This window comes from Streptomyces sp. NPDC058198, from assembly GCF_042882605.1.
Classification (GTDB): domain Bacteria; phylum Actinomycetota; class Actinomycetes; order Streptomycetales; family Streptomycetaceae; genus Streptomyces.
Window position 1 is genome coordinate 162417 of the sequence record NZ_JBHVVP010000011.1, and the last position, 23707, is coordinate 186123.

Consider the following 23707-nt stretch of genomic DNA (forward strand, 5'->3'; position numbering starts at 1 on the left):
CCCTCGCACGCGTACGGTGTGCGCGCCCCCACCCCGGGGGCGCGCACACCGCCGCATGGGGCCACGCCTGAGCACCGGCTGGGCCCTGTCCGGGCGTCGCGGGCCCGCGAAGATCGACCGGACAGGGCCTAGGATCACCCTCCATGGACTGGGTCGAGCGGATCTCCCGTATGCGTCGTTGGGCGCGTCAAGGCGAACGCGCCCCGCACAAGCCGCTGCTGCTCCTCTACGCCCTCGGCCGCTACCAACGGGACCGGACCGTCGGGCTGCGCTTCACCGACACCGAGGCGGATCTCGCCCGTCTGCTGGCCGAGTACGGCCCGCCCCGCACCACCAGCCCCGGCTACCCGTTCCACCACCTCACGAGCGACGGCTTCTGGCACGTCAGCACGGAGGACGGCGGCGCCAGCCCCGGACCCGGCCTCGGACGGCTGAGGGCCACCGGCGCGACGGGCTCGCTCAGCCCCGAACTACGCGCCGACCTGGACGCGGACCCGGGACTTCTGGCCCGCATGGCCCGGCTGCTCCTGGACACCAACTTCGCGCCCTCGCTGCACGCCGACATCCGCGCGGACACGGGCCTCGACATCGACGGAGCCGAGCCCGACAGCGGTCACATGCCGCGCGTTCTCATCCCGGCACCCCGCCGACGCGATCCGGCCCTGCGTGAGCTGGTGCTGACCGCGTACGAGTACCGGTGCGCCTTCTGCGGCTACGACGGCCTGCTGAGCCGAGTCCCGGTCGGACTCGAGGCAGCACACGTGCGGTGGTGGGCCTTTGAGGGCCCGGACACCCTGAGCAACGCCCTCTGTCTCTGCTCCCTGCACCACAAACTCTTCGACAAGGGCGTACTGGGCCTCACCGCCGACCGCGACATCACCGTCTCCCGCAGCTTCGTCGGCCGCAGCGACGCCGCCCGCCAGTTCGTCACCGACCTCGTGGGCCGCCCCCTCCTCGCCCCCCAACCGGGCTCCCCCGACGTAGCGCCGGACCACATCGCCTGGCACTCCACCCAAGTCTTCCGAGGCACCGCCCGCACCCCCGCGTAAGCGCGTGTGCTCCTCCGGACCCGCCGTTCATCCGAGGAACGGCGCCTCCGGGAAGCGGTGTTGGCTCACAGCCGAGCTGAGCGTTAGTCATATGATCGGTGTGTGGGAATTGCTGACGTCACCCGTGACGATGTGCTGCGGACACTGGCCGAGTACGACGACCTCGGCGGGGAGAAGTTCCTCGCGGACCACGGGTTCAAGCCCGCTCGAAGTTACGTGCTCCTTCACGACGGCCGTCGATACGACTCCAAGGCCATCGTCGGTGTGGCCCACCGTCATGTGAACGGTCAGGTTTTAGGATCCGGCGACTTTTCCGGAGGTGCCGCGACTGTCGTTCCCGTGCTCACCCGGCTCGGATTCCATGTTGAGGTGTCCTCGGCGGGGGACGGACCCACCGACCCGGGCCTCACGGCCCGCTTGCTGGTCTCCCCGGCGTTCGGCAGTGCCGAGTCACGTCGGCACTGGGAGGACACGCTGGACCGGACGGTGCCGTTCACCGAGGCTCAGTACGCAGACAAGTTGACGGCCGATCAGTTGCGCCGCCTCAACGAGCTCCACCCCGACGGGCGGTCCCGCTTCTGGGGTGCCACGTCGGGCCACGACGGCAAGATGGCGGACGTCACCACTGGGGACGTCGTGTTGTTCACGGGGAAGAATCACGTCCGGGCCGTCGGAGAGGTCGGGGCGATCTTCCGGAACAGCTCCTTCGCCGACGTGATGTGGCCACCGAAGGACGGTGGCGAGAGCTGGCACACGGTGTACAGCTTGCGGCAGTTCGCGCCGGCCGAGATCCCGTACGCGACATTGAGTGAACTCCTCGGCTACAAGCCGAACTTCCAGTACCCCGGGCAGTTGGTGCTTTCCGGTGAGCGGGCCAGAGCAGGGATCGACGGGCTGCTCATCACCACCAGCACCGCCCTGGAGGAGGCCGGTGCCGAGACGCCGCCCGGCGTGGTGCGGGAGATGCCGGTGGAGCGCCAGCACACGCGGTCAACGACGGTGGAGCGCGTCGCTCAACAGCTGCTCTTCAACCGGGACGAGTCGGCGTTGGTGATCGAATTCTGCGGCAGCCTCACCGGCGTGACGGTGAATCGCTTCTCGAGTGCGGCGGGCATCTGCGACATCTATCTGAACGGCCCCGGCGGACGTGAGCTCATAGAGGCAAAGGGCCGTGTCGAGCGCGGCTACGTACGCGAAGCGCTGGCCCAGCTGCTCGACTACGTCCGCTACGCTCCGGACCCGGTCGGCCGCCTCGCCGGGCTGTTTCCGCAGCCCCTCGCGCCGAAAGAGCGCGACCTGCTGCACCACTACGGCATCGACGTCATCCATCGGGTCGCACCGGGCGCCTTCGAACGCCTCCCGGCTCCCGATGGTGCTCGGGAGCGCGCGCGTGGTCTGTGGGAGGGCGGCGAGCGGTAATCGCCCTTCGTTCACGGCTCGCTCGCCGCGTGAGTGGTGTCAGTCGGGTGGGGGGAGTGGGTTGTCGGTGGGGGTTGTCAGGTCGATCAGGCGGCAGGCCGTTTCGATGTCGGCCTTTACCTGGGCGATCGAGGCGCGGCCCGAGAGCCAGGTGATCAGGGCCGCGTGCCAGGTGTGTTCGATGACGCGGACCGCGGAGAGCTGTTCGGGTGTGGGGCCCTCCTGGGCGATGGCCCGGCCCATCGCGTCGAGGATGATCGCCGTCGTCTGGCGGGAGACCGTGTCGACCTCCCGGCTCACGCCGCGGTCCGCGAAGGTCAGCGCCCGGACCATCGCGTCCGCGAGGTGCGGGTCGCGCTGGAGGGAGCGGAAGGCGCGCAGCAGGGTCTCGGCGACCCGTTCGGCCGGGCTGTCGCTGGCGGGGGGCCGCTTGCGCAGGGTGGTGTGGAGGTGCTCCAGCTGGTCCTGCATCGTGGCGACCAGCAGATGGATCTTCGAGGGGAAGTAGCGGTAGAGCGTGCCGAGGGCGACGCCGGCCTCCTCGGCGACCTCGCGCATCTGTACGGCGTCGAAACCGCCCCGGCCCGCCAGCCGGGCGGTGGCGTACAGGATGCGGCGGCGCCGTGCCTCCTGGCGTTCCGTCAGCGGGGGCGGCGCTGACACCGGGTTGACTCTCGCGGCCATATGTCCCACTCCATGCCCTTCGCTCAGCGCGCTGCCCCAGGAGGGCTCCGGACCCTCCGGGATCGAGGGTGGCGCCTCCGGACCGCACAGCATGGCAGACCTGCCGTGGCGCGAATCACCTGATCCGGCCCGTACAGCGACGCTACCTGCCGGTAGATTCGGAGGCTGTGAGCGGCCGATCGGGCGATCAAGGCGCGTCAACCGGCGGTCGATCACGGCCGGCTCCCCCCGGGAGCGGCGGCCGGGCCCCCGGCCGACAAGAACTTGTTCTAGATTGGCGCCAGCGGTTACGCTCCGGCGAAAACGCGGAAGAGCGCAGTGAGAAGGGGGCCGAGAGTGACCGCTGAGGCCATAGAGGCGGGCACGGGAGCGGGGCCCCGGGGCGAGAGTGACCGCCCGCTGCGTATCGCACTCCTCAGCTACAAGGGCAACCCGTTCTGCGGCGGCCAGGGCGTCTATGTCCGGCATCTCTCCCGCGAACTCGCCCGCCTCGGGCACAGCGTCGAGGTCATCGGCGCCCAGCCCTATCCCGTACTCGACGCGGGCGTCCCGCTCACCGAACTGCCCAGCCTCGATCTCTACCGGCACCCCGACCCCTTCCGCACGCCGAAGCGCGACGAGTTCCGCGACTGGATCGACGCTCTCGAGGTCGCGACCATGTGGACGGGCGGCTTCCCCGAGCCGCTGACCTTCTCGCTGCGCGCCCGCCGTCATCTGGCCTCCCGCGTGGGCGAGTTCGATGTCGTCCACGACAATCAGACGCTCGGGTACGGACTCCTCGGCGACCTCGGCGCGCCCCTGGTCACCACCATCCACCACCCCATCACCGTCGACCGGCGGCTGGAGCTGGACGCCGCGGAGCACTGGCGCAAACGTGCCTCCGTCCGCCGCTGGTACGGCTTCACCCGGATGCAGAAGCGCGTCGCGCGCCGGCTGCCGTCCGTGCTCACCGTCTCCGGCACCTCGAAGCGGGAGATCACCGACCATCTCGGCGTACCGGCCGACCGTATCGACGTCGTGCACATCGGCGCCGACACGGAGCTGTTCTCGCCGGACCCGGCCGTGCCCGAGATCCCGGGCCGGATCGTCACGACCTCCAGCGCGGACGTGCCCCTCAAGGGCCTGGTCCATCTGGTCGAGGCCCTCGCCAAGCTCCGTACCGAACACCCCGCCGCGCACCTCGTCGTCGTCGGCAAGCGGGCCGAGGACGGCCCCGTCGCACAGGCCCTGGAGCGGTACGGACTCGAAGGCGCCGTCGAGTTCGTCAAGGGCATCTCCGACGCGGAACTGGTCGATCTGGTCCGCGGCGCGCAAGTCGCCTGCGTGCCGTCCCTGTACGAGGGCTTCTCGCTGCCCGCCGCCGAGGCGATGGCCACGGGCACGCCGCTCGTCGCCACCACCGGCGGTGCGATCCCCGAGGTCGCGGGCGCCGACGGCGCCACCTGTCTGGCCGTCCCGCCGGGCGACGCGGGCGCGCTGGCCGCCGCCCTCGGACGGCTGCTCGGCGACGCGGAGCTGCGCGCCCGGCTGGGCGCGGCGGGCCGCGAACGGGTGCTGGCCCGCTTCACCTGGGCCAGAGCGGCCCAGGGCACCGCCGAGCTGTATCGCGCCGCGATCGTCGCGCGGGCCGGCTCCCGAGAGGCCGGCGCCCGGCAGCGGGGCCGTACCACGGCGGCGGCCCGTGGCGGCACCGACTGATGCCCTGCCCGCTCCTGCCGTACCCGCTCGCCTCGCACCCGCCGGGCCCGCACCGACTCGGCCCGCACCCGCTCGGCTCGCGTCCGTACGTCCGTCTCCGTACGGCGGCGCCCCCCGCCCCCGCACGCCCCCGCCTCCTCCGCCCCCTCGACCGCGAAAGCAGGACCCAGTGCTGACCGTGGACTTCACCCGCTTCCCGCTCGCCGCGGGCGACCGCGTGCTCGACCTGGGATGCGGCGCGGGCCGCCACGCCTTCGAGTGCTACCGGCGCGGCGCCCAGGTCGTGGCCCTCGACCGGAACGGCGAGGAGATCCGCGAGGTGGCCAAGTGGTTCGCCGCGATGAGGGAAGCCGGGGAGGCCCCGGTGGGCGCCACCGCCACCGCTATGGAGGGCGACGCGCTCAATCTGCCCTTCCCCGACGAGTCGTTCGACGTCGTGATCATCTCCGAGGTCATGGAGCACATCCCCGACGACAAGGGTGTGCTCGCGGAGATGGTCCGCGTGCTCAGGCCCGGCGGACGGATCGCCGTCACCGTCCCGCGGTACGGCCCCGAGAAGGTGTGCTGGGCGCTCTCCGACGCGTACCACGAGGTCGAGGGCGGCCATATCCGGATCTACAAGGCCGACGAACTGCTCGGCAGGATGCGGGAGGCCGGGCTCAAGCCGTACGGCACGCATCACGCGCACGCCCTGCACGCGCCGTACTGGTGGCTCAAGTGCGCCTTCGGCGTGGACAACGACAAGGCGCTGCCCGTCCGCGCGTACCACAAGCTGCTGGTCTGGGACATCATGAAGAAGCCCGCCGTCACCCGGGTCACCGAGCAGCTCCTGAACCCCGTGGTCGGCAAGAGCTTCGTCGCCTACGCGACCAAGCCGCACCGCGCCGTTGCGGCTGCCAAGTGACCTTGGCCGGCCGTGGCCCCGACGCCACGGAACACCTCGTCCTGCCCGGTGTGCTCACCGCCGAGCAGGCCACCGAGACAGTGGCGAGTGTGCTCGCCGTACAGCGCCCGGACGGATCCATTCCGTGGTTCCGCGGGCACCATCTCGACCCCTGGGACCATGTCGAGGCGGCCATGGCGCTGGACGCCGCGGGCGAACACGACGCGGCGGCGCGGGCGTACGAGTGGCTGGCCCGGCAGCAGAACGAGGACGGGTCCTGGTACGCCGCGTACGAGGACACCGCCCACGACGAGAAGGGGGACGAGGCCGGGGACGCGGCTCGCCCCAGCGACCGGGCGCGGGAGACCAACTTCTGCGCGTACGCGGCCGTCGGCATCTGGCACCACTACCTGGCCACCGGCGACGACGGGTTCCTCGACCGGATGTGGCCGGTCGTCCACGCGGCGATCGAATTCGTCCTCGTGCTCCAGCAGCCGGGCGGACAGATCGGCTGGAAGCGCGAGGCGGACGGCACGGCCGTCGACGACGCGCTGCTGACCGGGTGTTCGTCGATATACCAGGCGCTGCGCTGTGCGCTCGCGATTGCCGAGGAACGCGAAGAGCCGCAGCCCGACTGGGAGCTGGCGGCCGGCGCGCTCGCGCACGCGATCCGCAGCCACCCGGAGCGGTTCCTCGACAAGAGCCACTACTCGATGGACTGGTACTACCCCGTACTCGGCGGGGCGGTGACCGGAGCGCAGGCGAAGGAGCGGATCGAGGCGGGCTGGGACAGCTTCGTCGTCCCCGGACTCGGGGTGCGCTGTGTCCTGCCCAACCCCTGGGTGACGGGCGGCGAGAGCTGTGAACTCGCCCTGGCGCTATGGGTGATGGGGGAGTCGGACCGGGCGCTGGAGGTCCTTCAGTCCATCCAGCATCTGCGGGCCGACGGCGGTTTGTACTGGACGGGGTACGTCTTCGAGGGCAACCGTGCCGTCTGGCCGGAGGAACTCACCACCTGGACCGCGGGTTCGCTGCTGCTGGCGGTGGCCGCCCTGGGGGGAGATGAGGCGACCACCGCCGTGTTCAGCGGCGAACGTCTGCCGCGCGGACTGGAGCCCGACTGCTGCGGCTGAGCTGTGGACGAGCCCGTGACCGCGGTCGGCGTGAACGGTCACGGGGTCGGCCGGGTCAGATCCGGCGCAGGCGGTTGGCCAGCCCGTGGCCGATGAGCAGGTAGACGACCGCGGCGAGACCGTAGCCGCAGACCACACGGGCCCAAGCCTCGTCGAAGGTGAACAGGTCATAGGACCAGCCGGCGAGCCAGCGGGCCGCGTCCTGGATGAAGTTGACCAGGTCGTTGGCGCGGTTGGCGTCCAGCAGGTACATCAAAATCCAGAGGCCCAGTATGAAGGCCATGATGTCCGCGATGACGATGATGATCGTCGCCGCGGAGCCACTTCCACTGCGATGACGTGAGGACATGCCGAACGTGTTGCCGCTTGTGAGCGGGTGAAACCCGTACGGCCGGGCCAGCCCATAGGGTGCAGCGCATGACGCTTCTGGGGCATGACCGTTACTGCGACCAAATCATTGAGCAGACCGACCGGTTGAGGGCGGTACTGGTCGGCGCCGACCTCTCGGTATCCGTGCCGAGCTGTCCCGACTGGACACTGGGGCAGCTCGCGCGGCATGTGGGCGGCGCGCACCGCTGGGCCGAGACGATCGTACGGACCCGGGCCGAGGAGGCGGTCCCCGACGACCAGGTCCCGGATGCCGAGGGCCCCGGCGACGCCGAGCCGGCCGCGCTGGACGCCTGGCTCGCGGAGGGTGCGGAGAAGGCCGCCGCGACTCTGCGGGCAGCCGGTCCCGACGCCCCGGTGTGGAGCTGGGGCTGGGACCGCTCCGCCGGCTTCTGGGCGCGGCGGATGACCCACGAGACGGTCGTTCACCGCGCGGACGCGGCGCTGGCCGCCGGGATCGCCTACGAGGCCGAGCCGGAGGTCGCCGCGGACACGATCGACGAATGGCTCCAGTGCGTGGCCTTCGCGCAGGCCCACGGTGACGCGGAAGCCGCCGAGCTGCGCGGCGGGGGACGCAGCATCCACCTCCACGCCACGGACGCCCCGGACGGGCTGGACGCCGAGTGGCTGATCGAGTTCGGCGAGGACGGCTTCAGCTGGCGGCGCGGGCACGAGAAGGCGACCGTCGCGCTGCGCGGCCCGCTCACCGACGTGCTGCGGGTCTTCTACCGGCGGCTGCCGGCGGACAGCGACCGGGTCGAGGTGCTGGGGGACGCGAAGCTGCTGGACTTCTGGCTGGAGCGGGCGTCGTTCGGATGACGGACGGGTGACGGACGGGTACGACCGCGGCCCCCGCCCAGGAAGGGCGGGGGCCGCAGGCCGTGCTGTGGTGACGCGGTGTCAGCCGCGCCGGATCCCGCGCGGTGTCAGCCGCGCTGGATCCCGGTGGTGTCCTGCAGGACACCGCGGCGGCCGTCCTGCGTCTGGGCCACCAGGCTGGACCCGCGCTGCTCGACCGCGAGATACCAGGTGCCGGGCGCCAGCTCGGCGATCGGGGACGGCGAGCCGTCCTCCCCGTACAGCGGACGGGCCACCGGCACCGCGAACCAGAACGGCGTGAAGTCGCCCGCGGGCGCGGCGCCGCCCTGCGACGGCTGTCCCTGCTGCGGCCGGCCCGCCTGGGGCTGGCCCGCCTGGGGCTGACCCTGCTGGGCACCGTACGGCTGGGGCTGTCCGCCCTGGGCACCCTGGGCGCCGTACGGCTGACCCTGCTGCGCACCGTACTGCTGCTGGCCGCCCGGGTAGCCGTACCCGTGGCCGGGGCCGCCCGGCTGTCCGCCGTACGGCTGCGGGGTCTGCGGCTTCGGGGCGCCGACGAGCGCGACCTTCAGGGCCGGGACGAGCGGCGTGGCGACGGCGCCGGCCGCGAGGAGCAGGGCGGCGATGAAGCCGAGGATCAGGCCGCTGCCCGCGCTGAGACCGTTCAGGCCGATCAGGGACCAGAGCGCCGTCCACGCCGCGAAGACCGCCAGCGCGATGCCGAACTGACCGAGGTCGAGCCCCGCGATCTTCCGCGGCTGCGGCAGCGCGCGGGAGGTGACGATCAGTGCCGCGGCGATGACGCCGGCCAGGTGGATGCTCATCACGGTGCCCAGCGAGTCCCAGGCGTTCGGGGCGTTCTCGGACCCGAAGGCACTGGACTCGTAGAGATTGAGGAACGAGGCGATGAACAGCAACACCGCTGCTCCGATCACCACGCCGTCGCCTCGAGTGAGGGAGCGGATGTTCACGTGAAAAGTCCTTCGTCAGTCGTCTCGTCGGGGCGGTCGACGCGGCCGCCTGTGCGGCGGTGCGCGGTGCGAAGCTCGGGGGCGGCTCCCTATCGTAAGGATGAATGTATCGTCTGCCCGATCGGGACGTCTGCCGGGTATCAGGCCCGGTATCGGGCTGTTACGCGGCCTCAGTTGCGCAGAAAACCGCTGATGCCGTCGGCCAGCCCCCGCGCCGCCCGCTGCCGCCATTCGGCGTCCGTGAGCAGGGCGGCGTCCTGCGCGTCGCGCATGTTCCCGCATTCGACGAAGACCTTCGGCACGGTCGACAGGTTCAGCCCGCCGAGATCCTCGCGTACGTCCAACCCCGTACCGCCGCCCACGTAGTTGGAGGGTGCGCTTCCGGTGACGCGTACGAAATTGCCCGCGATGCGTTCGCCGAGTTCGCGCGAGGGGCCGACAATTGCCGTGGTGTCCGCGCCGTCTCCCTTGACCAGGGCGGGGAGGATGACATGGAAGCCGCGATTGCCCGCTCCCGAGCCGTCCGCGTGGACGGAGACGACGGCATCGGCCTTCGCCTTGTTGCCGATACGGGCGCGCTCGTCCACGCACGGGCCGTACGCGCGGTTGTCGTCGTGGGTGAGCGTGACCGTCGCGCCCTGCTTCTGGAGCAGTGTGCGCAGGCGGTGGGAGACATCGAGGGTGAACGCGGCCTCGGCGTAACCGGCGTTGGTGGCGGTGCCGGTGGTGTCGCATTCCTTGCTGCCCGTGCCGATGTGCACGGGCCTGTTGATCTCGGCGGTGTGATCGCGGTTGCGGGGGTTGTGGCCCGGGTCGATGACCACGACCTTGCCCGCGAGCGGTCCCGCCGGGGCGGGGGACGGTGTCGGCGAGGCGGATCGCGCGGTGGGCGTGGGGGCGGCCGCGGAGGGGGGTACGGAGGTGGCGCCGGCCGCCGCCGCGGCGGGCGGCCCGCCGTCCCCCGGCCCGCTCATCCCCTGCCAGACGAGCCACCCCGCCAGCATGGCCGGCACCAGTGCGGCGAAGGCGAGGGTGACAGTGTTCCGGCCGAAGCGGCGGCTGGCGTGGGGCTGGCTCTCGTCGTACGACACCTCAGCGATGCTAGTGCCCCTCCCGGCACTGGACCGGTCATCCGCCGGTCCGGGGAGAAGTGGTCAGATGCCCGGTGCCGTACGGCGCAGCACCCGCAGCGAGCCGGTCACCGAGATCTCGGTGAAGGCGCCGGACGCGAGGGCCCGGAGGTAGACGCGGTACGGCGCCTGGCCGCCGTCCGCCGGGTCGGGGAAGACGTCGTGGATGACGAGCAGCCCGTCCTCCGCGAGATGCGGGGCCCAGCCCTCGTAGTCGCCGTTGGCGTGTTCGTCGGTGTGACCGCCGTCGATGAAGACCAGTCCGATCCTGCCGCCCCAGACCCGGGCGACCTGCGGCGAACGGCCGACGACCGCGATCACATGGTCCTCCAGCCCTGCCTGGTGGAGGGTACGGCGGAAGGTCGGGAGCGTGTCCATCCGGCCGGTCTCCGGATCGACCACGGTCGGGTCGTGGTACTCCCAGCCGGGCTGCTGCTCCTCGCTGCCGCGGTGGTGGTCGACGGTGACGGCGACCGTCCCGGCCTCCCGGGCGGCGTCGGCGAGCAGCACGGTGGAGCGCCCGCAGTAGGTGCCGACCTCCAGGAGCGGCAGTCCGAGCGCGCCTGCTTCGGTGGCCGCCGCGTACAGGGCGAGCCCCTCATGGACGGGCATGAACCCCTTGGCGGCCTCGAAGGCGGCGAGGACATCGGCCTTGGGTCCGGTGCCGGTGGGCATGCGCTACTCCTCGTGCCGGCTCCCGCTGGTACGGAGCGTGGGCGCCCATGCTGCCGTACGCCCCCGGCAGTGCGGGTGCCGGGGGTAAGAGATCGGGGGTAAAGCCCGGGGGTAAGAAACCCGGCCGCCGTGACCGGGCGTAAAAGACCGGGCGTAAGAGACCGGCGGTAAAAGATGAGGACGCGGAGGACCGCCGGTCAGGACGGGACCGCGGCTCGGCGCTCCGGTGCGTGCTCCGGCAGGACCAGATCGACATCGACCGGCAGGCCGCCGCCGGGATACACCGCCGGGCTCGCGTGCGGTGCGTATCCCGTGGCCGTTCCGGCCAGCACATAGGACCCGGCGGCCGGCGGCAGCAGCGTGTAGCGGCCGTCCTCGTCGGCGGTGGTCAGGCCCGCCTGCCGGCCCCGCGGGTCGATCAGCGTGATGTTCGCCCGCGCGACCGGCGCACCGTCGGCGTCCAGCACCCGTCCCCGGAATCCGCCGGAGCCGGCGATGAGGGTCGGCTGCCGGCCCTTCTCCTCGTTGCCGGTCAGTGACGCGGCCCGCAGCGCGGTCCGCTGCGACGGCAGGAACGCCGCCAGCACCAGGCCGACGACCACCGCGCCCGTGGCGATGACGAACGAGATACGGAAGCCGTGCAGGGTGGGCACCGCCACCCCGCCCGCCTGGACCGAGGTGTGGGCCAGCACCATGCCGATCACCGCGCTCGACACCGACGTACCGATGGAGCGCATCAGGGTGTTCAGACCGTTGGCCGCGCCGGTCTCCGACGGGTCGACGGCGCCGATGATCAGGGCGGGGAGCGAGGAGTACGCGAGGCCGATGCCCGCGCCCACCACCACCGAGATGACGATGGTCTGCCATGCCGCGCTCATCAGGCCGAGGCCCGCTCCGTAGCCGATCGCGATGATCAGCATGCCGAGCATCAGCGAGACCTTGGGGCCGCGCCTGGCCGAGATGCGGGCGTAGAGGGGCGCCGTGAACATCATCGTCAGGCCGAGGGGGGCCACGCACAGGCCCGCCACCAGCATCGACTGGCCCAGGCCGTACCCGGTCGAGGCGGGCAGCTGGAGCAGCTGGGGCAGGACGAGCGAGATCGCGTAGAAGGCGACCCCGAGCATGATCGAGGCGAGGTTGGTGAGCAGCACCTCACGGCGTGCGGTGGTCCGCAGGTCGACCAGCGGGGCGGAGCTCCTCAGCTCCATGACGCCCCACAGCAGGAGGATGGTGACGGCCACGCCGAACAGCCCGAGGGTGGTGGGCGAACCCCAGCCCCAGTCGCTGCCCTTGGTGATCGGCAGCAGCAGCGAGACGAGCCCGGCGGACAGCCCGATCGCGCCGCGCCAGTCGAAGGTGCCGGCGGCGCGTGACGACGACTCGGGTACGAAGAGGACGGTGAGCAGGATCGCCAGCGCGCCGAGCCCGGCCGCGCCGAAGAAGAGCGCGTGCCAGTCGGCGTTCTGCGCGATCAGGGCCGCGGCGGGCAGGGCGAGTCCGCCGCCCACGCCGATGGAGGAGCTCATCAGCGCCATCGCCGAGCCGAGCCGCTCGCGCGGCAGCTCGTCGCGCATGATGCCGATGCCGAGGGGTATCGCGCCCATCGCGAAGCCCTGGAGCGACCTGCCGACGATCATGATGACCAGGTCGTCGGTGAATCCGCAGACCAGGGAGCCGACCACCATGACGGCGAGGCTGGCGAGCAGCATCCGCCGCTTGCCGAAGAGATCGCCGAGCCGCCCCATGATCGGGGTGGAGACGGCGCCGGCGAGCAGCGTCGCCGTCATGACCCAGGTGGCGTTGGCGGGCGCCGTGTGGAGGAGGGTGGGCAGATCCTTGATGACGGGAACGAGCAGGGTCTGCATCACCGCGACGGTGATGCCCGCGAAGGCGAGGACGGGAACGACCCCGCCGGTCTTGCGTTCTCGTGGATCCGGGAGAGCCCCGGCGTGCTGATCGGTCGTCGCCTGTTGCATACGTGCGGCCTCCGGGCAGGAAGAGAATAACGGGAAGAATGGGGTGGAAAGGGATATCTGGGCAGGCGTCAGCGCACCGTCCTGACAGCCGTGACCACCAAGTCGATGCAGTATGAACCTTCCCTGTCGTCGCGATATTCCGGCGAACACGGTACGAACGGAGCCGGGCGCTCGCGGTCTTTTTTCCTGATGTGCCGTCAGGCGTGGGCAGTTGGTCGTATGTCCAGCTGCCGATGTACGGACCGCTCGGCGGCTGCGACCATGACGGCCATGGTCCGAGCCCCGTCAGAAAACGAAGCCGCGCATATATCCGCGCCCGCCGGATCCCCCCGCATCTGGGTGGTGATCCTCGCCGCCTGCGCCGGTCAGTTCCTCGTCATGCTCGACGTGTCCGTGGTCAATGTCGCACTGCCCTCGATGCGCGCCGACCTCGGGCTCTCCACCACCGGTCTGCAGTGGGTCCTCAACGCCTACTCGATCGCCTTCGCGGGCTTCATGCTGCTCGGCGGAGGGGCCGCGGATCTCTTCGGCCGCAAGCTGATGTTCCTGGCCGGGCTCGCGGTGTTCACCCTGGCGTCCGTCGCGGGCGGACTCGCCCAGGAGGGCTGGCAGTTGCTCGCCGCGCGCGCCGCACAAGGTCTCGGCGCGGCCGTGCTGGCCCCCGCGTCGCTCGCCATCGTGACCTCGGCCGTACCGGCGGGAGCCGCCAGGACCCGGGCCATCGGCACCTGGTCGGCGGTCGGCGCGGGCGGCGGCGCGGCCGGCGGTCTGGTCGGCGGGCTCCTCACCGATCTGCTGTCCTGGCGCTGGGTGCTGCTGATCAATGTGCCGGTCGGTGCGCTGGTCCTGGCCGGCGCCGCGCTGTGGCTGACCGAGAGCCGTACGGACCAGGGCCGGCGCCTCGACCTGCCCGGCGCGGTGCTGGTCACGGCCGGGCTCGCCGCCGTCGCGTACGGCGTCGTGCAGACGGAGCAGCGGGGCTGGGGCGCCGCGGCGACGCTGCTGCCGCTGTGCGCCGGACTGCTGCTGCTCGGTGTGTTCGTGGCGGTGGAGGCGCGGGCGAAGGCGCCGCTGATACCGCTCGGTCTCTTCCGGGTGCGGGCCGTGTCCGCGGCGAACGCGGCGATGTTCGTCTGCGGTGCGTCCTCCTTCGGCATGTGGTTCTTCATGACGGTCTACGCGCAGAACGTGCTGGGCTACGCGCCGTTGAAGGCCGGCCTGGCGCTCATCCCCACCTCCCTGAGCGTCGTGTTCGGCTCCAAGCTGGCGCCCCGGCTGATGGTCCGGGTCGGTGCCCGCAATCTGGCGGTGACGGGGGCGCTGGTGGCCGCGGCCGGCTTCGGCTGGCAGTCCACGATGACCGCCGACGGAACATATCTCTCGTCGATCCTCGGCCCCGGCGTCCTGATGATGGCCGGCATCGGCCTGGCCTCCACCCCGCTGACCGCGCTGGCCACGGCGGGCGCGGCGCCCGGTGACGCCGGACTGGTCTCGGGCCTGGTCAACACCTCCCGCACGATGGGCGGCGCGCTGGGACTCGCGGTCCTCTCCACGGTCGCCGCGTCCCGTACGGCGGGCGGCACGAGCCCGGAAGCGCTCACGGAGGGATACGCGCTGGCCTTCAGGACAGGCGGCGGGGTGCTGCTGACGGGGGTCCTGCTGATGCTGCTGTGGCTGCCGCGTGATACCTCGGACGCGTAGCGGTTCATGGGGAGTTCATGAGAAATTCATACGGAGGGGATGGCGTGGGCGGTTACAGCCAGCCTTGTCTGCGGGCCGCGCGCACCGCCTCCATACGGTTGCGGGTGCCGGTCTTGCCGATGGCCGAGGAGAGGTAGTTCCGTACGGTCGACTCGGACAGATGCAGCTTCGCCGCGATGTCGGCGACCGTCGCGCCGTCCACGGACGCGTTGAGCGCGTCCCGCTCCCTCGCCGTGATCGGGCTCGGACCGGCGCTCAGCGCGGCCGCGGCCAGGGCGGGATCGATGACGGTCTCGCCGGTCAGCACCCGGCGGATGGCGGCCGCCAGCTCTTCCACCGGACCGTCCTTGACCAGAAAGCCCGCGGCCCCCGCCTCCATGGCCCGCCGCAGATAACCGGGCCGGCCGAAGGTGGTCAGGATCAGGACCCGGCAGTCGGGGACCTCGTCCCGCAGCAGTACGGCGGCGTCGAGTCCGCTGATCCCGGGCAGCTCGATGTCCAGCAGCGCCACATCGGGCCGCGAGGTGAGCGCGGCGCCCACGATCGCGTCGCCGGTGCCCACCTGCGCGACCACCTCGATGTCCGCCTCCATACCGAGCAGCAGTGCGAGCGCGCCTCGCATCATGCCCTGGTCCTCGGCGAGGAGGACGCGTACACACGGGGCCGGCCGGTGGTCCTGGGGCATCTCCGTCACGCCCCAAGAGTAGGGCGGCCCACTGGTTCGGGAGCGGTGCACTCGTCCGGGAGGTGTCGGCCGCGTCAGCCGTCCCGGCTCGGCGCGCTCCCCGCGCTGATCGCGTTGAGGGCCGTGACGATGCGCTTCTCCTCGTATACGAAGTGCGACTCCAGCAGGGCGGCCAGACCGTCCAGCTCGGCCGCCACGCGCCGCGCCCCGCCCGGCTCGAAGCCGTCGAGCAACTCCTCCACGCTCCGCAGGATCCCGCTCACCACCTCGTGGTCGTGGGTCAACTGCTCCAGTACGGGACGGAGTTCGGGATAGCGATCCGCCAGGACGGGGAACGTCCCGTCGTCCTCGTCGGTGTGATGCCGGCTCAACGCCGAGCAGAAGGTCAGGCAGTGCGCCCGTAGCTCGCGCGTCTTCCGTGGATCCCGTAGGCCGCGTGGGTCCTGTGGGTCCGGTGGCTCGTCGGCGGCGAGATCCTCACGGAGCCGGGCCAGCTCCTCGCGGAGCCACATATGGGTTTCGATCAGCTGGGTGCCGAACGCCGTCAGGCGGTCGTCCGGTCCGGGGGGCAGGTCCATGGGTGTCCCATGATTCGGCGCCTCCATGCCCACGGCGGTCTCTTCGCCGGATGCACCGCGACGCTGAGGCGGAATTCCATCACCCGGCGGGCGGAGCGTCAAGCACGTGTCCGGTGACCGCCGGGGAATCCACCGGCAGTACGGCGGTCACCCGGAAGCCCTTGCCCGCCGGCCCCGCTTCGAGGGCGCCGCCCGCCGCCGCGAGCCGTTCGGTGAGGCCCTTCAGGCCCGTACCCCCGTAGGTACCCCCGGTGGATATCGCCTGCTCGGGTCCTACTGACACGCCGACGCCTGCGCCGACGCCGTCGTCGGTCACCGTCAGCCGGACCCGCTCCGGCGAGCCGTCCACCGTGATCGTGCAGTGCGTCGCGGCACTGTGCCGTACGGCATTGGTCACCGCCTCCCGCACCACCCAGCCGAGCAGTACCTCGGTCTGCGGCTCCAGCGGCGGCCCCGACTGCCGTACCACCGGTTCGATCCCGGCGGCGGACAGCGCGGAGCGCGCCCGGTCCAGATCCGTGGAGAGGCTGCCCTCGCGGTATCCGGTGACGGCCTCCCTGATCTCGGTCAGGGCCTGCCTGCCGACGGACTCGATGTCCGAGACCTGGGTCAGGGCCGCGTCCGGATCGCGCGGCGCCAGCCTGCGCGCGGCCTCCGCCTTGACCACGATCACGGACAGGGTGTGGCCCAGCAGATCGTGCAGATCGCGGGAGAACCGCAGCCGTTCCTGCTCCACGGCCGAACGGGCCAGCTCCTGGCGGGTGTCGCGCAGTTCCACGACCGTCTCGGAGAGGGTGAGGAGGGCAGCGGTCACCATCATGGAGATCAAGGTGCCGTACGCGATCGGGATCGCGCCCCAGCCGTCGTGGTACGCCGCGACGGCCCCGGCGGCGGCGCTCAGCGGGAGCCCCACCCAGCCGAGCGCGCGGCCGCGCAGCACACTGCCGCACGCGAGTCCGAAGAGCGGCAGGAACAGCAGCCAGTTGCCGCCGTAGACGCCGCTGAGCCCGAAGGTCACCAGGCCCATGGCGACGAGTGTCCACCGGGTGGCGCGGCTGTCCCGCGCCGCCCGGTTGAAGGACCGGAACACCACGGAGACATAGAGGGAGTTGAAGACCAGCAGACCGATGCCGCCGAACCAGGGGTTGGGCGTCCTGCCCTGCACGATATTGGAGAAGGAGCCGAGGCCCAGCAGCAGCCAGGGCAGCAGCGCGTAGCCGCTGGGCGGCCCCGGCCGCCCCGGTCCCCGGCACCCGCGCCGCTTCTTCGGTGCCTGAGGTGCCTGAGGTGCTTGCGGTGCTTGCGGTGTCTTTGGTGTCTTCGGTGCTCGCGTCGACGTCATAGGGTCCTCGCTGACCTGCGGTACGAGCTCACAGCGTACGAACCGAACACCAGCAGCCAGCCGGCCAGCACCACGACGGTGGTGGCGCTGGGCGCGGTGCCCGCCGTGGTGGACCAGCCCAGATCGGCGAAGCGGTTGGCCGGGGTGTACCGGGCGAGCGAGGCCAGCCAGCCGGGGAACGCCTCGACCGGGAACCAGAGCCCGCCGATCACGGACATGCCCATCAGACAGCCCACGTTCACCACGCCGGTCGTCTGGGCGGAGAGCCGGTAGCCGTTGCCGATGCCGAGCAGGGTGAAGGGGAGCGCGCCCGCCCACAGCAGCACGGTCAGCGCGGCCCACTGCCAGAGGGCGAGCCGTACGCCGTTGACCAGACCGCCCGCGACGAGAACGGCCAGCAGCGCGGGCAGAACCGTCACCGAGCTGCTGATCGCCCGGCCCAGCACCACCCGGCGGGGTGACATCGGGGTGATCCGCAGCTGGCGGAGCCAGCCGAGTGACTTGTCCTCGGCGATGCCGGTACCGGTACCGACGGCCGCGCCCAGCGCGCCGTACGCGGCCATGCCGACCATGGAGGCGGTCCTCCACTCGGCGGCGTCGGCGCCGGCCCCGCCGATGTTGGTGAACAGCAGATACATCAGGACCGGCATCCCGGCGCCGAAGATGACGAAACCGGGGTCGCGCAGCGTCCGGCGCACTTCGAGCGTGATGTACTCCCGCATCACACCGCCTCCTTGGTGAGGGCCAGAAAGGCTTCTTCGAGCGTCGCCGGGGCGACTTCGAGCCGGCGGATCGCGTCGAGTCCGGCCAGGGCGACGACCGTGGCGTCGGAGTCGTCCGTACGGAGCCGGGCGCGGCGCCCGCGTATCTCGACGGAGATGACGCCGGGCAGCAGCCCGAGCCGCTCCTCCGTGCCGAGGCCCGCCCCCTGACCCGCCCCCTGACTCGCCGGCTGCCCCGCCGGCTCGGCCGGCTCACCCGCGAGGTCGTCCGGCAGGTCGAAGGAGACGAGATGGCCGCCGACCGAGCCCTTGATCAGCTCACTGGTGCCGTCGGCGACGATCCGGCCGTGGTCGATGACGACGATCCGGTCGGCGTTGGTGTCGGCCTCCTCCAGATAGTGCGTGGAGAAGAGCACGGTGTTGCCGCGCTCGGCGTAGGCGCGCATGGAGCCCCAGAAGGAGCGGCGGGCCTCCACGTCGAGCGCGGCGGTGGGTTCGTCGAGGACGATCAGCTCCGGGCCGCCGGCCAGCGCGACCGCGAACCTGACTCGTTGCAGCTGGCCGCCGGAGAGCTTGTCGATACGGCGGTCGGCGACGTCCGTGAGCCCGGCGAGGCCGAGCGCCTCGGCGACGGGCAGCGGGTCCGGGAAGGTGGACGCCACGAACGCGACCAGCTCCCGCACCGTCACCCGGCGGATCGGCCGGCCGTCCTGAAGCATCGCCCCGACCCGCCCGGCCGCGACGGCGCGCGAGGGCGGTCCGCCGAAGAGCCGTACGGTCCCGGCGTCCGGCTCGTCGAGCCCGAGGAGCAGCCCGATGGTGGTCGACTTGCCCGCGCCGTTGCGTCCGAGCAGCGCGACGGTCTCCCCGCGCGGGATGTCGAGGCCGATCCCGTCCACGGCCCGGACCGCTCCGAAGCTCTTGGCCACGTCGGTGAAGCTCACCGCGGCCGAGGTGTCTGTTGTCTGCGTCATGCCAATTGACGCTACGGGGCCCAGCCGTTGCCCCGGCAGAGGCGCGTGTACGGACTTGCCCGGTACAAATGTCCCACCGCCCGCCCGCGGTGATAGGCGACCGCGAGCGCACCGAACATGCTCCGCGGGCCTGCCGGTTGGCCCGGGGGAGACGGAGAGGCCACCGCGTGATCGCCGCGCGGTGGCCTCTCCTCGTACGTGTCGACCCGTCAGGCCGCGTTGCCGCCTTCTGCCGGACGGCGGTGGCGGCCATAGGCGGGAGACACCGAATCCTCCGTCGGTGCCGCACCCCCTCGGTGTTTTCCGAAGCCGCCGGCGTCGTCACGGTTGAGGGCCGTGGCCTGCGGGCGCTGCTGGGTCGGGTCGATTCGGGCTTCTGACATGTGGGAAGTCACCCCGTCGTGATCGCTTCGTGTGTGGCGCGGGGGCCCCGGCCGTCCCCGTACCACCCGGGCCGCGACACGGTCACTGTCCACATCACAGTCACCGACGGCGACCGGCCGGTACGGCTGCGTAGCCCCGCGAAAAGTCTAGCCACCCGCCTCGCGGCCGGTGAGCGGTGCCTGCTGCAAGGGCACCGGCCTGCACATCACAGGAGTGCGTGGAGCGGCCGATGGTTCCGTGCAGGCGGACTCCATCTGCGCCGGATCCGTGATCAGCCCGGCTCCGGCCGCGCAGGCCCCCGCGCCTGCCCCCGACCCGGATTCCGCCCCGGACCCGGATGAGGGAAGGAGTCCGTCGGCCGGGGCCTCCATCCGTGCCACCCCGCACGGCACCGTCGCCGTCGCGTACGGCAGTCGCAGCACACCCTCCCGGGTCCACAGCCCGGCCCCCGCCAGCCACCCCTCGGGCGCGGCCAGTTGACGCAGCCGCCGGCCCGCCGGCCGCCACATCCCCACCCGGCTGCCCGCCGCCCCGTCGATCCGGAACGCCACCGCGCAGCTTTCCGGCATCAGCACCTGCCCCGGCTGGACGGCGAACGGCGTCACCGCGCAGTCCGCCGGCCGCAGGCACTCGGGAAAGCGCACCGGCCGCAGACTCCCCAGGACGCCCCAGCCCAGCCGGTCATGGCCCGGCGCGTCCGAGCGGATCAGCAGCAGCCCGCTGTCGGGGTCGGCCAGCAGCAGCCGGTCGTTGCTCTCCTCCGTGATCTGCAGCAGCGGTGTCACCTCGCCGCCGCGCTCCAGGTCGACGGCGACGGCCTTCACCACGCCGTCCGTCTCCCGGTCCAGGGCCAGCAGCCGCCCCGTACGGTCCAGCCACACGCCGCCCGAGCAGCGGCCGGGCACCTCCGCGATCCGCTCGGGGCCGAACGCGCCGCCCGCCACCAGCCAGAGCGTGGTGGAGCGGGCGCCGGGCGTCAGGGCGTACACGCACCGGCCGTCCGGTGACGGCGGCAGCAGCGTCAGCTCCGCGCGGGCGACCGCGCCCACCGGCAGCTGGCCCGTGCCCGGTCCCGTCGGATAGAGCAGGGAGAAGTCATGGCGGTCCGCCACCCGGCGGCGGATGAGCACCCGTCCGTCGCTCAGGGGCAGCACCTCGGTGTCGGGCTCCTCGGGCTGATCGAGGGGGAGGGGTACGGCGTACGGCTCCGGCCCGTCGAGGGTCCACCGCTCCGGGAACCACGCGTCCCCGCTCCCCGTCGCGCCCAGCGTCAACCGTGCGGCGTACGCCCCGTCCGCCGTGATCGCGAACCCCGTACTCCGTACCGCCCCGTCCTTCGCAGCCGTCGTCTCGATGGCACAGACCGTCATCGGTTCGTCACCTCCGGCGACGAAGCTAGTTTTCGCACTTCCTCTCGAACGGCACAAGGCCCCTCACTTCACACATAAGGGTGGCCGGGGCGGGATTCGCCTGAGAGCGCGGGGGCGGGTGTGCTGGCCGCGAGGGCGGTGGCTAAGGTAAGGCACGCCTAAGTAACCAGGTGAGCACCGCCCCTGCACCGCTCTTCTCCGCTCTGCACGCCTTGCTCGACCCTTTTTCCCCACCCCCAGGAGCATTGAAGATGTCCATACGACGCCGTGGCGCAGCCGCCGTAGTCGCTCTCGCCGCCACGCTCTCCCTCGCGGCCTGCGGCAGCGGCGACTCTTCCGACAGCGGCTCCGCCGCCTCCGACGGCGGAAGCGGCAAGAAGGCCGCCGTCGCCACGGGCGGCAAGGACTTCGCCGACGCGGCCAAGAAGACGGCCTCGTACGGGACCGACGCCCAGCCGGGCCAGTTCCCGCGCACGATCACGCACGCCCTGGGCAAGACGGAGCTGAAGGCCCGCCCCCAGCGGGTCGTCGTACTGGACGTCGGTGAGTTCGACAATGTCGTCTCGCTCGGCGTCCAGCCGGTCGGATACGCCCCCACGGAGGGCGACGACGGCATCCCCAGCTACCTGAAGAAGGGCGCGGGCACCCCGAAGAGCGTCGGGACGATCAACAACCTCAACCTTGAGGCCGTCGCGGCCCTCCGCCCCGACCTCATCCTCGGCAGCCAGCTGCGCGCGGCGGACAAGTACCAGGAGCTTTCGAAGATCGCTCCGACGGTCTTCTCCATCCGGCCGGGCTTCACCTGGAAGGAGAACTACCTCCTCAACGCCCAGGCGCTGGACCGTACCGCCGAGGCGAAGGCCGAGCTCGACGCGTACGGCAAGAGGGCAGCCGACCTCGGCGCCGCGATCGGCCCCGACAAGCCGACCGTCTCGATGGTCCGCTACATGCCCGACCGGCTGCGGCTGTACGCGAAGGCGTCCTTCATCGGCACGATCCTCGATGACACCGGTCTGCCGCGGCCCGAGAACCAGCAGATCAACGATCTCGCCGTGGAGATCAGCCCGGAGAAGATCGACGACGCGGACGCCGACTGGATCTTCACCGGTGTGTACGGAGACCCGGGCAAGACCGACCGTGACACCGCGCGTTCCAACCCGCTGTGGAAGAACCTGAAGGCGGTCAAGGCCGGCCAGGCCAAGGACGTCCAGGACGAGACCTGGTACCTGGGCCTGGGCGTCACGGCGGCCAACCTGGTCCTCGACGACCTCCGCGGCTACCTCGTCAAGTAGCGGCTGCCGCGTCGGGCGGGGGAGCGCGGCCCCGCAGCGGCGCCCGGCGGCCAGGCGCGGCTGCGGGCTCCGGCCGGTCGCCGGGTGCCGTACGGGGTCCGGCTGGTTGCCGTACGGGGTCCGCCCGGTCGCCGGGTGCCGTACGGGCTCCGCCCGCCCCGGTGGCCGCCGGAGCCAGGGCCGCCGGGGTACGCGGGGCAGGTAGCCTTTCCCCCGTGCCCCGTCTGTCCGAAGTCCTCGCCGCGCTCGATGCCCTCTGGCCCCCTGAGCGGGCCGAACAGTGGGATGCCGTCGGCACGGTCTGTGGTGATCCCGAGGCCACGGTGACCCGTGTCCTGTTCGCGGTCGACCCCGTCCAGGACATCGCCGAGGAAGCCGTGCGGCTCGGCGCCGAGCTGATCGTCACCCACCACCCGCTCTATCTGCGCGGTACGACGACGGTCGCGGCCTCCACCTTCAAGGGCCGGGTGGTGCACACCCTCATCAAGCACGACATCGCGCTGCACGTGGCCCACACCAACGCCGACACCGCCGACCCCGGCGTCTCCGACGCCCTCGCGGGCGCGCTGGACCTGCGGATCGTGGGGCCCCTCGTACCCGATCCCACCGACCCCGCCGGCCGACGGGGTCTTGGCCGGATCTGCGAGCTCGATCACCCCGCCACGCTCCGCGACGTCGCGGCCCGCGTCGCGCACCGGCTGCCCGCCACCGCGCAGGGCGTCCGTATCGCCGGCGACCCGGACGCCGTCGTCCGTACGGTCGCGGTCAGCGGCGGCTCAGGCGACGGCCTCTTCGACCAGGTCAGAGCCGCGGGCGTGGACGTGTTCCTCACCGCCGACCTGCGCCACCACCCCGTCTCCGAGGCCACCCAGCACAGCGCGCTCGGGCTGATCGACGCCGCGCACTGGGCCACCGAGTGGCCCTGGTGCGAGCAGGCCGCCGCCCAGCTCGACGAGATTTCCGACCGCCATGGCTGGGACCTGCGGGTCCATGTCTCGAAGACGGTCACCGACCCCTGGTCCGCCCATCTCGCCCCCGCCCTTCCAACGAGCGCTTCGCGCGCCCCTGCCGATCCCCCAGGAGCCCCCAACTGAACGCCGCGCCCGCCGACCAGATCCGACTTCTCGACGTCCAGGCCCTCGACGTACGGCTGTCGCAGCTCGACCACAAGCGCTCGTCCCTGCCCGAGCACGCCGAGATCGAGTCGCTCACCAAGGACCTCGCCCAGCTGCGGGACCTGCTCGTCGCCGCGACGACCGAGGAGAGCGACACCGCCCGCGAGCAGATCAAGGCGGAGCAGGACGTCGACCAGGTGCGCCAGCGCGCCGTCCGTGACCAGCAGCGTCTGGACTCCGGCGCGGTCACCTCGCCCAAGGACCTGGAGAACCTCCAGCGCGAGATCGTCTCGCTCGCCAAGCGCCAGGGCGACCTGGAGGACGTCGTCCTCGAAGTCATGGAGCGCCGCGAGTCCGCGCAGGAGCGGGTCACCGAGCTGACGGAACGCGTCTCCTCCGTCCAGTCCAAGACCGACGACGCGGTCGCGCGCCGCGACGCCGCCTTCGAGGAGTTCGACGGCGAGACCGCGACCGTGACCAAGGAGCGCGAGGTCATCGCCGGGTCCGTCCCCGCCGATCTGCTCAAGCTGTACGAGAAGCTGCGCGGCCAGCAGGGCGGGGTGGGCGCGGCCCGCCTGTTCCGCCGCCGCTGCGAGGGCTGCCAGCTGGAGCTGAACATCACCGAGGTCAACGACGTCAGGGCCGCGCCCGCCGACACCGTGCTGCGGTGCGAGAACTGCCGCCGCATCCTGGTCCGTACCGCCGATTCGGGTCTGTAGC

22 protein-coding genes are annotated in these 23707 nt (G+C 71.8%); 10 read left to right on the top strand and 12 right to left on the bottom strand.

From position 1 onward, the window contains the following. Positions 1 to 143: 143 nt before the first annotated feature. Positions 144 to 1049: a phosphorothioated DNA-binding restriction endonuclease gene (locus tag ACFVWW_RS28240; protein ID WP_384193907.1), complete on the top strand. Its 906-nt coding sequence runs from the start codon at positions 144 to 146 to the stop codon at positions 1047 to 1049. Between the two features lie 102 nt (positions 1050 to 1151). Then, complete coding sequence (locus ACFVWW_RS28245; protein ID WP_386877428.1) at positions 1152 to 2468, top strand: hypothetical protein; 1317 nt, start codon at positions 1152 to 1154, stop codon at positions 2466 to 2468. 39 nt (positions 2469 to 2507) lie between these two features. Here ACFVWW_RS28245 and ACFVWW_RS28250 read toward each other — a convergent pair whose 3' ends face one another. Beyond that, positions 2508 to 3152: a TetR family transcriptional regulator gene (locus tag ACFVWW_RS28250; protein WP_384331790.1), complete on the bottom strand. Its 645-nt coding sequence runs from the start codon at positions 3150 to 3152 to the stop codon at positions 2508 to 2510. Between the two features lie 336 nt (positions 3153 to 3488). Here ACFVWW_RS28250 and ACFVWW_RS28255 point away from each other — a divergent pair, with 336 nt between their 5' ends. From ACFVWW_RS28255 to ACFVWW_RS28265, 3 genes are all read left to right on the top strand, one after another. Then, a complete protein-coding gene (locus tag ACFVWW_RS28255; protein ID WP_386877427.1) occupies positions 3489 to 4850 on the top strand; it encodes a glycosyltransferase family 4 protein in 1362 nt (453 codons plus the stop codon). A 169-nt stretch (positions 4851 to 5019) separates the two neighbouring features. Further along, positions 5020 to 5754 (top strand): methyltransferase domain-containing protein, encoded by a 735-nt coding sequence (locus tag ACFVWW_RS28260; RefSeq protein WP_384193916.1) that lies wholly within the window; start codon positions 5020 to 5022, stop codon positions 5752 to 5754. 2 nt (positions 5755 to 5756) lie between these two features. Continuing rightward, positions 5757 to 6866 (top strand): prenyltransferase/squalene oxidase repeat-containing protein, encoded by a 1110-nt coding sequence (locus tag ACFVWW_RS28265; protein ID WP_384193922.1) that lies wholly within the window; start codon positions 5757 to 5759, stop codon positions 6864 to 6866. A 55-nt stretch (positions 6867 to 6921) separates the two neighbouring features. On the opposite strand, the gene ACFVWW_RS28270 is transcribed toward ACFVWW_RS28265, so the two are convergent. Next, positions 6922 to 7215, bottom strand: a complete 294-nt coding sequence (locus tag ACFVWW_RS28270; protein ID WP_384193919.1) for a hypothetical protein — start codon at positions 7213 to 7215, stop codon at positions 6922 to 6924. A gap of 68 nt (positions 7216 to 7283) precedes the next feature. On the opposite strand from ACFVWW_RS28270, the gene ACFVWW_RS28275 reads away from it, so the two are divergent. Further along, complete coding sequence (locus tag ACFVWW_RS28275) at positions 7284 to 8072, top strand: maleylpyruvate isomerase N-terminal domain-containing protein (RefSeq protein WP_386877426.1); 789 nt, start codon at positions 7284 to 7286, stop codon at positions 8070 to 8072. Positions 8073 to 8179: 107 nt separating this feature from the next. On the opposite strand, the gene ACFVWW_RS28280 is transcribed toward ACFVWW_RS28275, so the two are convergent. From ACFVWW_RS28280 to ACFVWW_RS28295, 4 genes are all read right to left on the bottom strand, one after another. Then, positions 8180 to 9043, bottom strand: a complete 864-nt coding sequence (locus tag ACFVWW_RS28280; protein WP_386877425.1) for a hypothetical protein — start codon at positions 9041 to 9043, stop codon at positions 8180 to 8182. Positions 9044 to 9213: 170 nt separating this feature from the next. Next, positions 9214 to 10134, bottom strand: a complete 921-nt coding sequence (locus ACFVWW_RS28285; protein ID WP_386877424.1) for an N-acetylmuramoyl-L-alanine amidase — start codon at positions 10132 to 10134, stop codon at positions 9214 to 9216. 63 nt (positions 10135 to 10197) lie between these two features. Continuing rightward, positions 10198 to 10848, bottom strand: coding sequence for a class I SAM-dependent methyltransferase (locus ACFVWW_RS28290; RefSeq protein ID WP_386877423.1), 651 nt, complete (start codon positions 10846 to 10848; stop codon positions 10198 to 10200). 197 nt (positions 10849 to 11045) lie between these two features. After that, the gene (locus tag ACFVWW_RS28295) at positions 11046 to 12824 is read right to left on the bottom strand and encodes an MFS transporter (RefSeq protein ID WP_384190175.1); all 1779 of its coding nucleotides are present in this window, start codon (positions 12822 to 12824) and stop codon (positions 11046 to 11048) included. A 261-nt stretch (positions 12825 to 13085) separates the two neighbouring features. On the opposite strand from ACFVWW_RS28295, the gene ACFVWW_RS28300 reads away from it, so the two are divergent. Continuing rightward, positions 13086 to 14525: an MFS transporter gene (locus ACFVWW_RS28300; protein ID WP_386877422.1), complete on the top strand. Its 1440-nt coding sequence runs from the start codon at positions 13086 to 13088 to the stop codon at positions 14523 to 14525. 52 nt (positions 14526 to 14577) lie between these two features. Here ACFVWW_RS28300 and ACFVWW_RS28305 read toward each other — a convergent pair whose 3' ends face one another. The 6 genes from ACFVWW_RS28305 to ACFVWW_RS28330 form a co-directional block, all read right to left on the bottom strand. Beyond that, the gene (locus ACFVWW_RS28305) at positions 14578 to 15210 is read right to left on the bottom strand and encodes a response regulator (protein ID WP_384190199.1); all 633 of its coding nucleotides are present in this window, start codon (positions 15208 to 15210) and stop codon (positions 14578 to 14580) included. A gap of 74 nt (positions 15211 to 15284) precedes the next feature. After that, complete coding sequence (locus tag ACFVWW_RS28310; protein ID WP_384331809.1) at positions 15285 to 15788, bottom strand: hemerythrin domain-containing protein; 504 nt, start codon at positions 15786 to 15788, stop codon at positions 15285 to 15287. Between the two features lie 79 nt (positions 15789 to 15867). After that, positions 15868 to 17130, bottom strand: a complete 1263-nt coding sequence (locus ACFVWW_RS28315) for a sensor histidine kinase (RefSeq protein WP_386877421.1) — start codon at positions 17128 to 17130, stop codon at positions 15868 to 15870. After that, complete coding sequence (locus ACFVWW_RS28320; RefSeq protein ID WP_384331815.1) at positions 17127 to 17852, bottom strand: ABC transporter permease; 726 nt, start codon at positions 17850 to 17852, stop codon at positions 17127 to 17129. The genes ACFVWW_RS28315 and ACFVWW_RS28320 overlap by 4 nt, the downstream gene beginning before the upstream one ends. Next, entirely contained in the window at positions 17852 to 18826 is a 975-nt protein-coding gene (locus ACFVWW_RS28325) for an ATP-binding cassette domain-containing protein (protein ID WP_386877420.1), read from the bottom strand. Before ACFVWW_RS28325 ends, ACFVWW_RS28320 begins: the two co-directional genes overlap by 1 nt. A 530-nt stretch (positions 18827 to 19356) precedes the next feature. Beyond that, on the bottom strand, positions 19357 to 20580 hold the full coding sequence (locus ACFVWW_RS28330) for a hypothetical protein (RefSeq protein ID WP_386877419.1): 1224 nt from the start codon (positions 20578 to 20580) through the stop codon (positions 19357 to 19359). 251 nt (positions 20581 to 20831) lie between these two features. Between ACFVWW_RS28330 and ACFVWW_RS28335 the strand changes: the two genes are divergently transcribed. The 3 genes from ACFVWW_RS28335 (at position 20832) to ACFVWW_RS28345 (ending at position 23706) form a co-directional block, all read left to right on the top strand. Next, a complete protein-coding gene (locus ACFVWW_RS28335) occupies positions 20832 to 21872 on the top strand; it encodes an ABC transporter substrate-binding protein (RefSeq protein ID WP_384331827.1) in 1041 nt (346 codons plus the stop codon). 215 nt (positions 21873 to 22087) lie between these two features. Further along, complete coding sequence (locus ACFVWW_RS28340) at positions 22088 to 22966, top strand: Nif3-like dinuclear metal center hexameric protein (RefSeq protein ID WP_386877418.1); 879 nt, start codon at positions 22088 to 22090, stop codon at positions 22964 to 22966. Next, positions 22963 to 23706, top strand: coding sequence for a zinc ribbon domain-containing protein (locus ACFVWW_RS28345; protein ID WP_386877711.1), 744 nt, complete (start codon positions 22963 to 22965; stop codon positions 23704 to 23706). The genes ACFVWW_RS28340 and ACFVWW_RS28345 overlap by 4 nt, the downstream gene beginning before the upstream one ends. Position 23707: the final 1 nt, after the last annotated feature.

What these genes read in the sequence shown, in the direction of transcription:
- ACFVWW_RS28325 (WP_386877420.1), bottom strand. Translation starts at nt 18,826, where the DNA reads ATGACGCAGACAACAGACACCTCGGCCGCGGTGAGCTTCACCGACGTG.
- ACFVWW_RS28310 (WP_384331809.1), bottom strand. Translation starts at nt 15,788, where the DNA reads ATGGACCTGCCCCCCGGACCGGACGACCGCCTGACGGCGTTCGGCACC.
- ACFVWW_RS28305 (WP_384190199.1), bottom strand. Translation starts at nt 15,210, where the DNA reads ATGCCCCAGGACCACCGGCCGGCCCCGTGTGTACGCGTCCTCCTCGCC.
- ACFVWW_RS28315 (WP_386877421.1), bottom strand. Translation starts at nt 17,130, where the DNA reads ATGACGTCGACGCGAGCACCGAAGACACCAAAGACACCGCAAGCACCG.
- ACFVWW_RS28240 (WP_384193907.1), top strand. Translation starts at nt 144, where the DNA reads ATGGACTGGGTCGAGCGGATCTCCCGTATGCGTCGTTGGGCGCGTCAA.
- ACFVWW_RS28290 (WP_386877423.1), bottom strand. Translation starts at nt 10,848, where the DNA reads ATGCCCACCGGCACCGGACCCAAGGCCGATGTCCTCGCCGCCTTCGAG.
- ACFVWW_RS28270 (WP_384193919.1), bottom strand. Translation starts at nt 7,215, where the DNA reads ATGTCCTCACGTCATCGCAGTGGAAGTGGCTCCGCGGCGACGATCATC.
- ACFVWW_RS28250 (WP_384331790.1), bottom strand. Translation starts at nt 3,152, where the DNA reads ATGGCCGCGAGAGTCAACCCGGTGTCAGCGCCGCCCCCGCTGACGGAA.
- ACFVWW_RS28295 (WP_384190175.1), bottom strand. Translation starts at nt 12,824, where the DNA reads ATGCAACAGGCGACGACCGATCAGCACGCCGGGGCTCTCCCGGATCCA.
- ACFVWW_RS28300 (WP_386877422.1), top strand. Translation starts at nt 13,086, where the DNA reads ATGACGGCCATGGTCCGAGCCCCGTCAGAAAACGAAGCCGCGCATATA.
- ACFVWW_RS28330 (WP_386877419.1), bottom strand. Translation starts at nt 20,580, where the DNA reads ATGACGGTCTGTGCCATCGAGACGACGGCTGCGAAGGACGGGGCGGTA.
- ACFVWW_RS28320 (WP_384331815.1), bottom strand. Translation starts at nt 17,852, where the DNA reads ATGCGGGAGTACATCACGCTCGAAGTGCGCCGGACGCTGCGCGACCCC.
- ACFVWW_RS28335 (WP_384331827.1), top strand. Translation starts at nt 20,832, where the DNA reads ATGTCCATACGACGCCGTGGCGCAGCCGCCGTAGTCGCTCTCGCCGCC.
- ACFVWW_RS28275 (WP_386877426.1), top strand. Translation starts at nt 7,284, where the DNA reads ATGACGCTTCTGGGGCATGACCGTTACTGCGACCAAATCATTGAGCAG.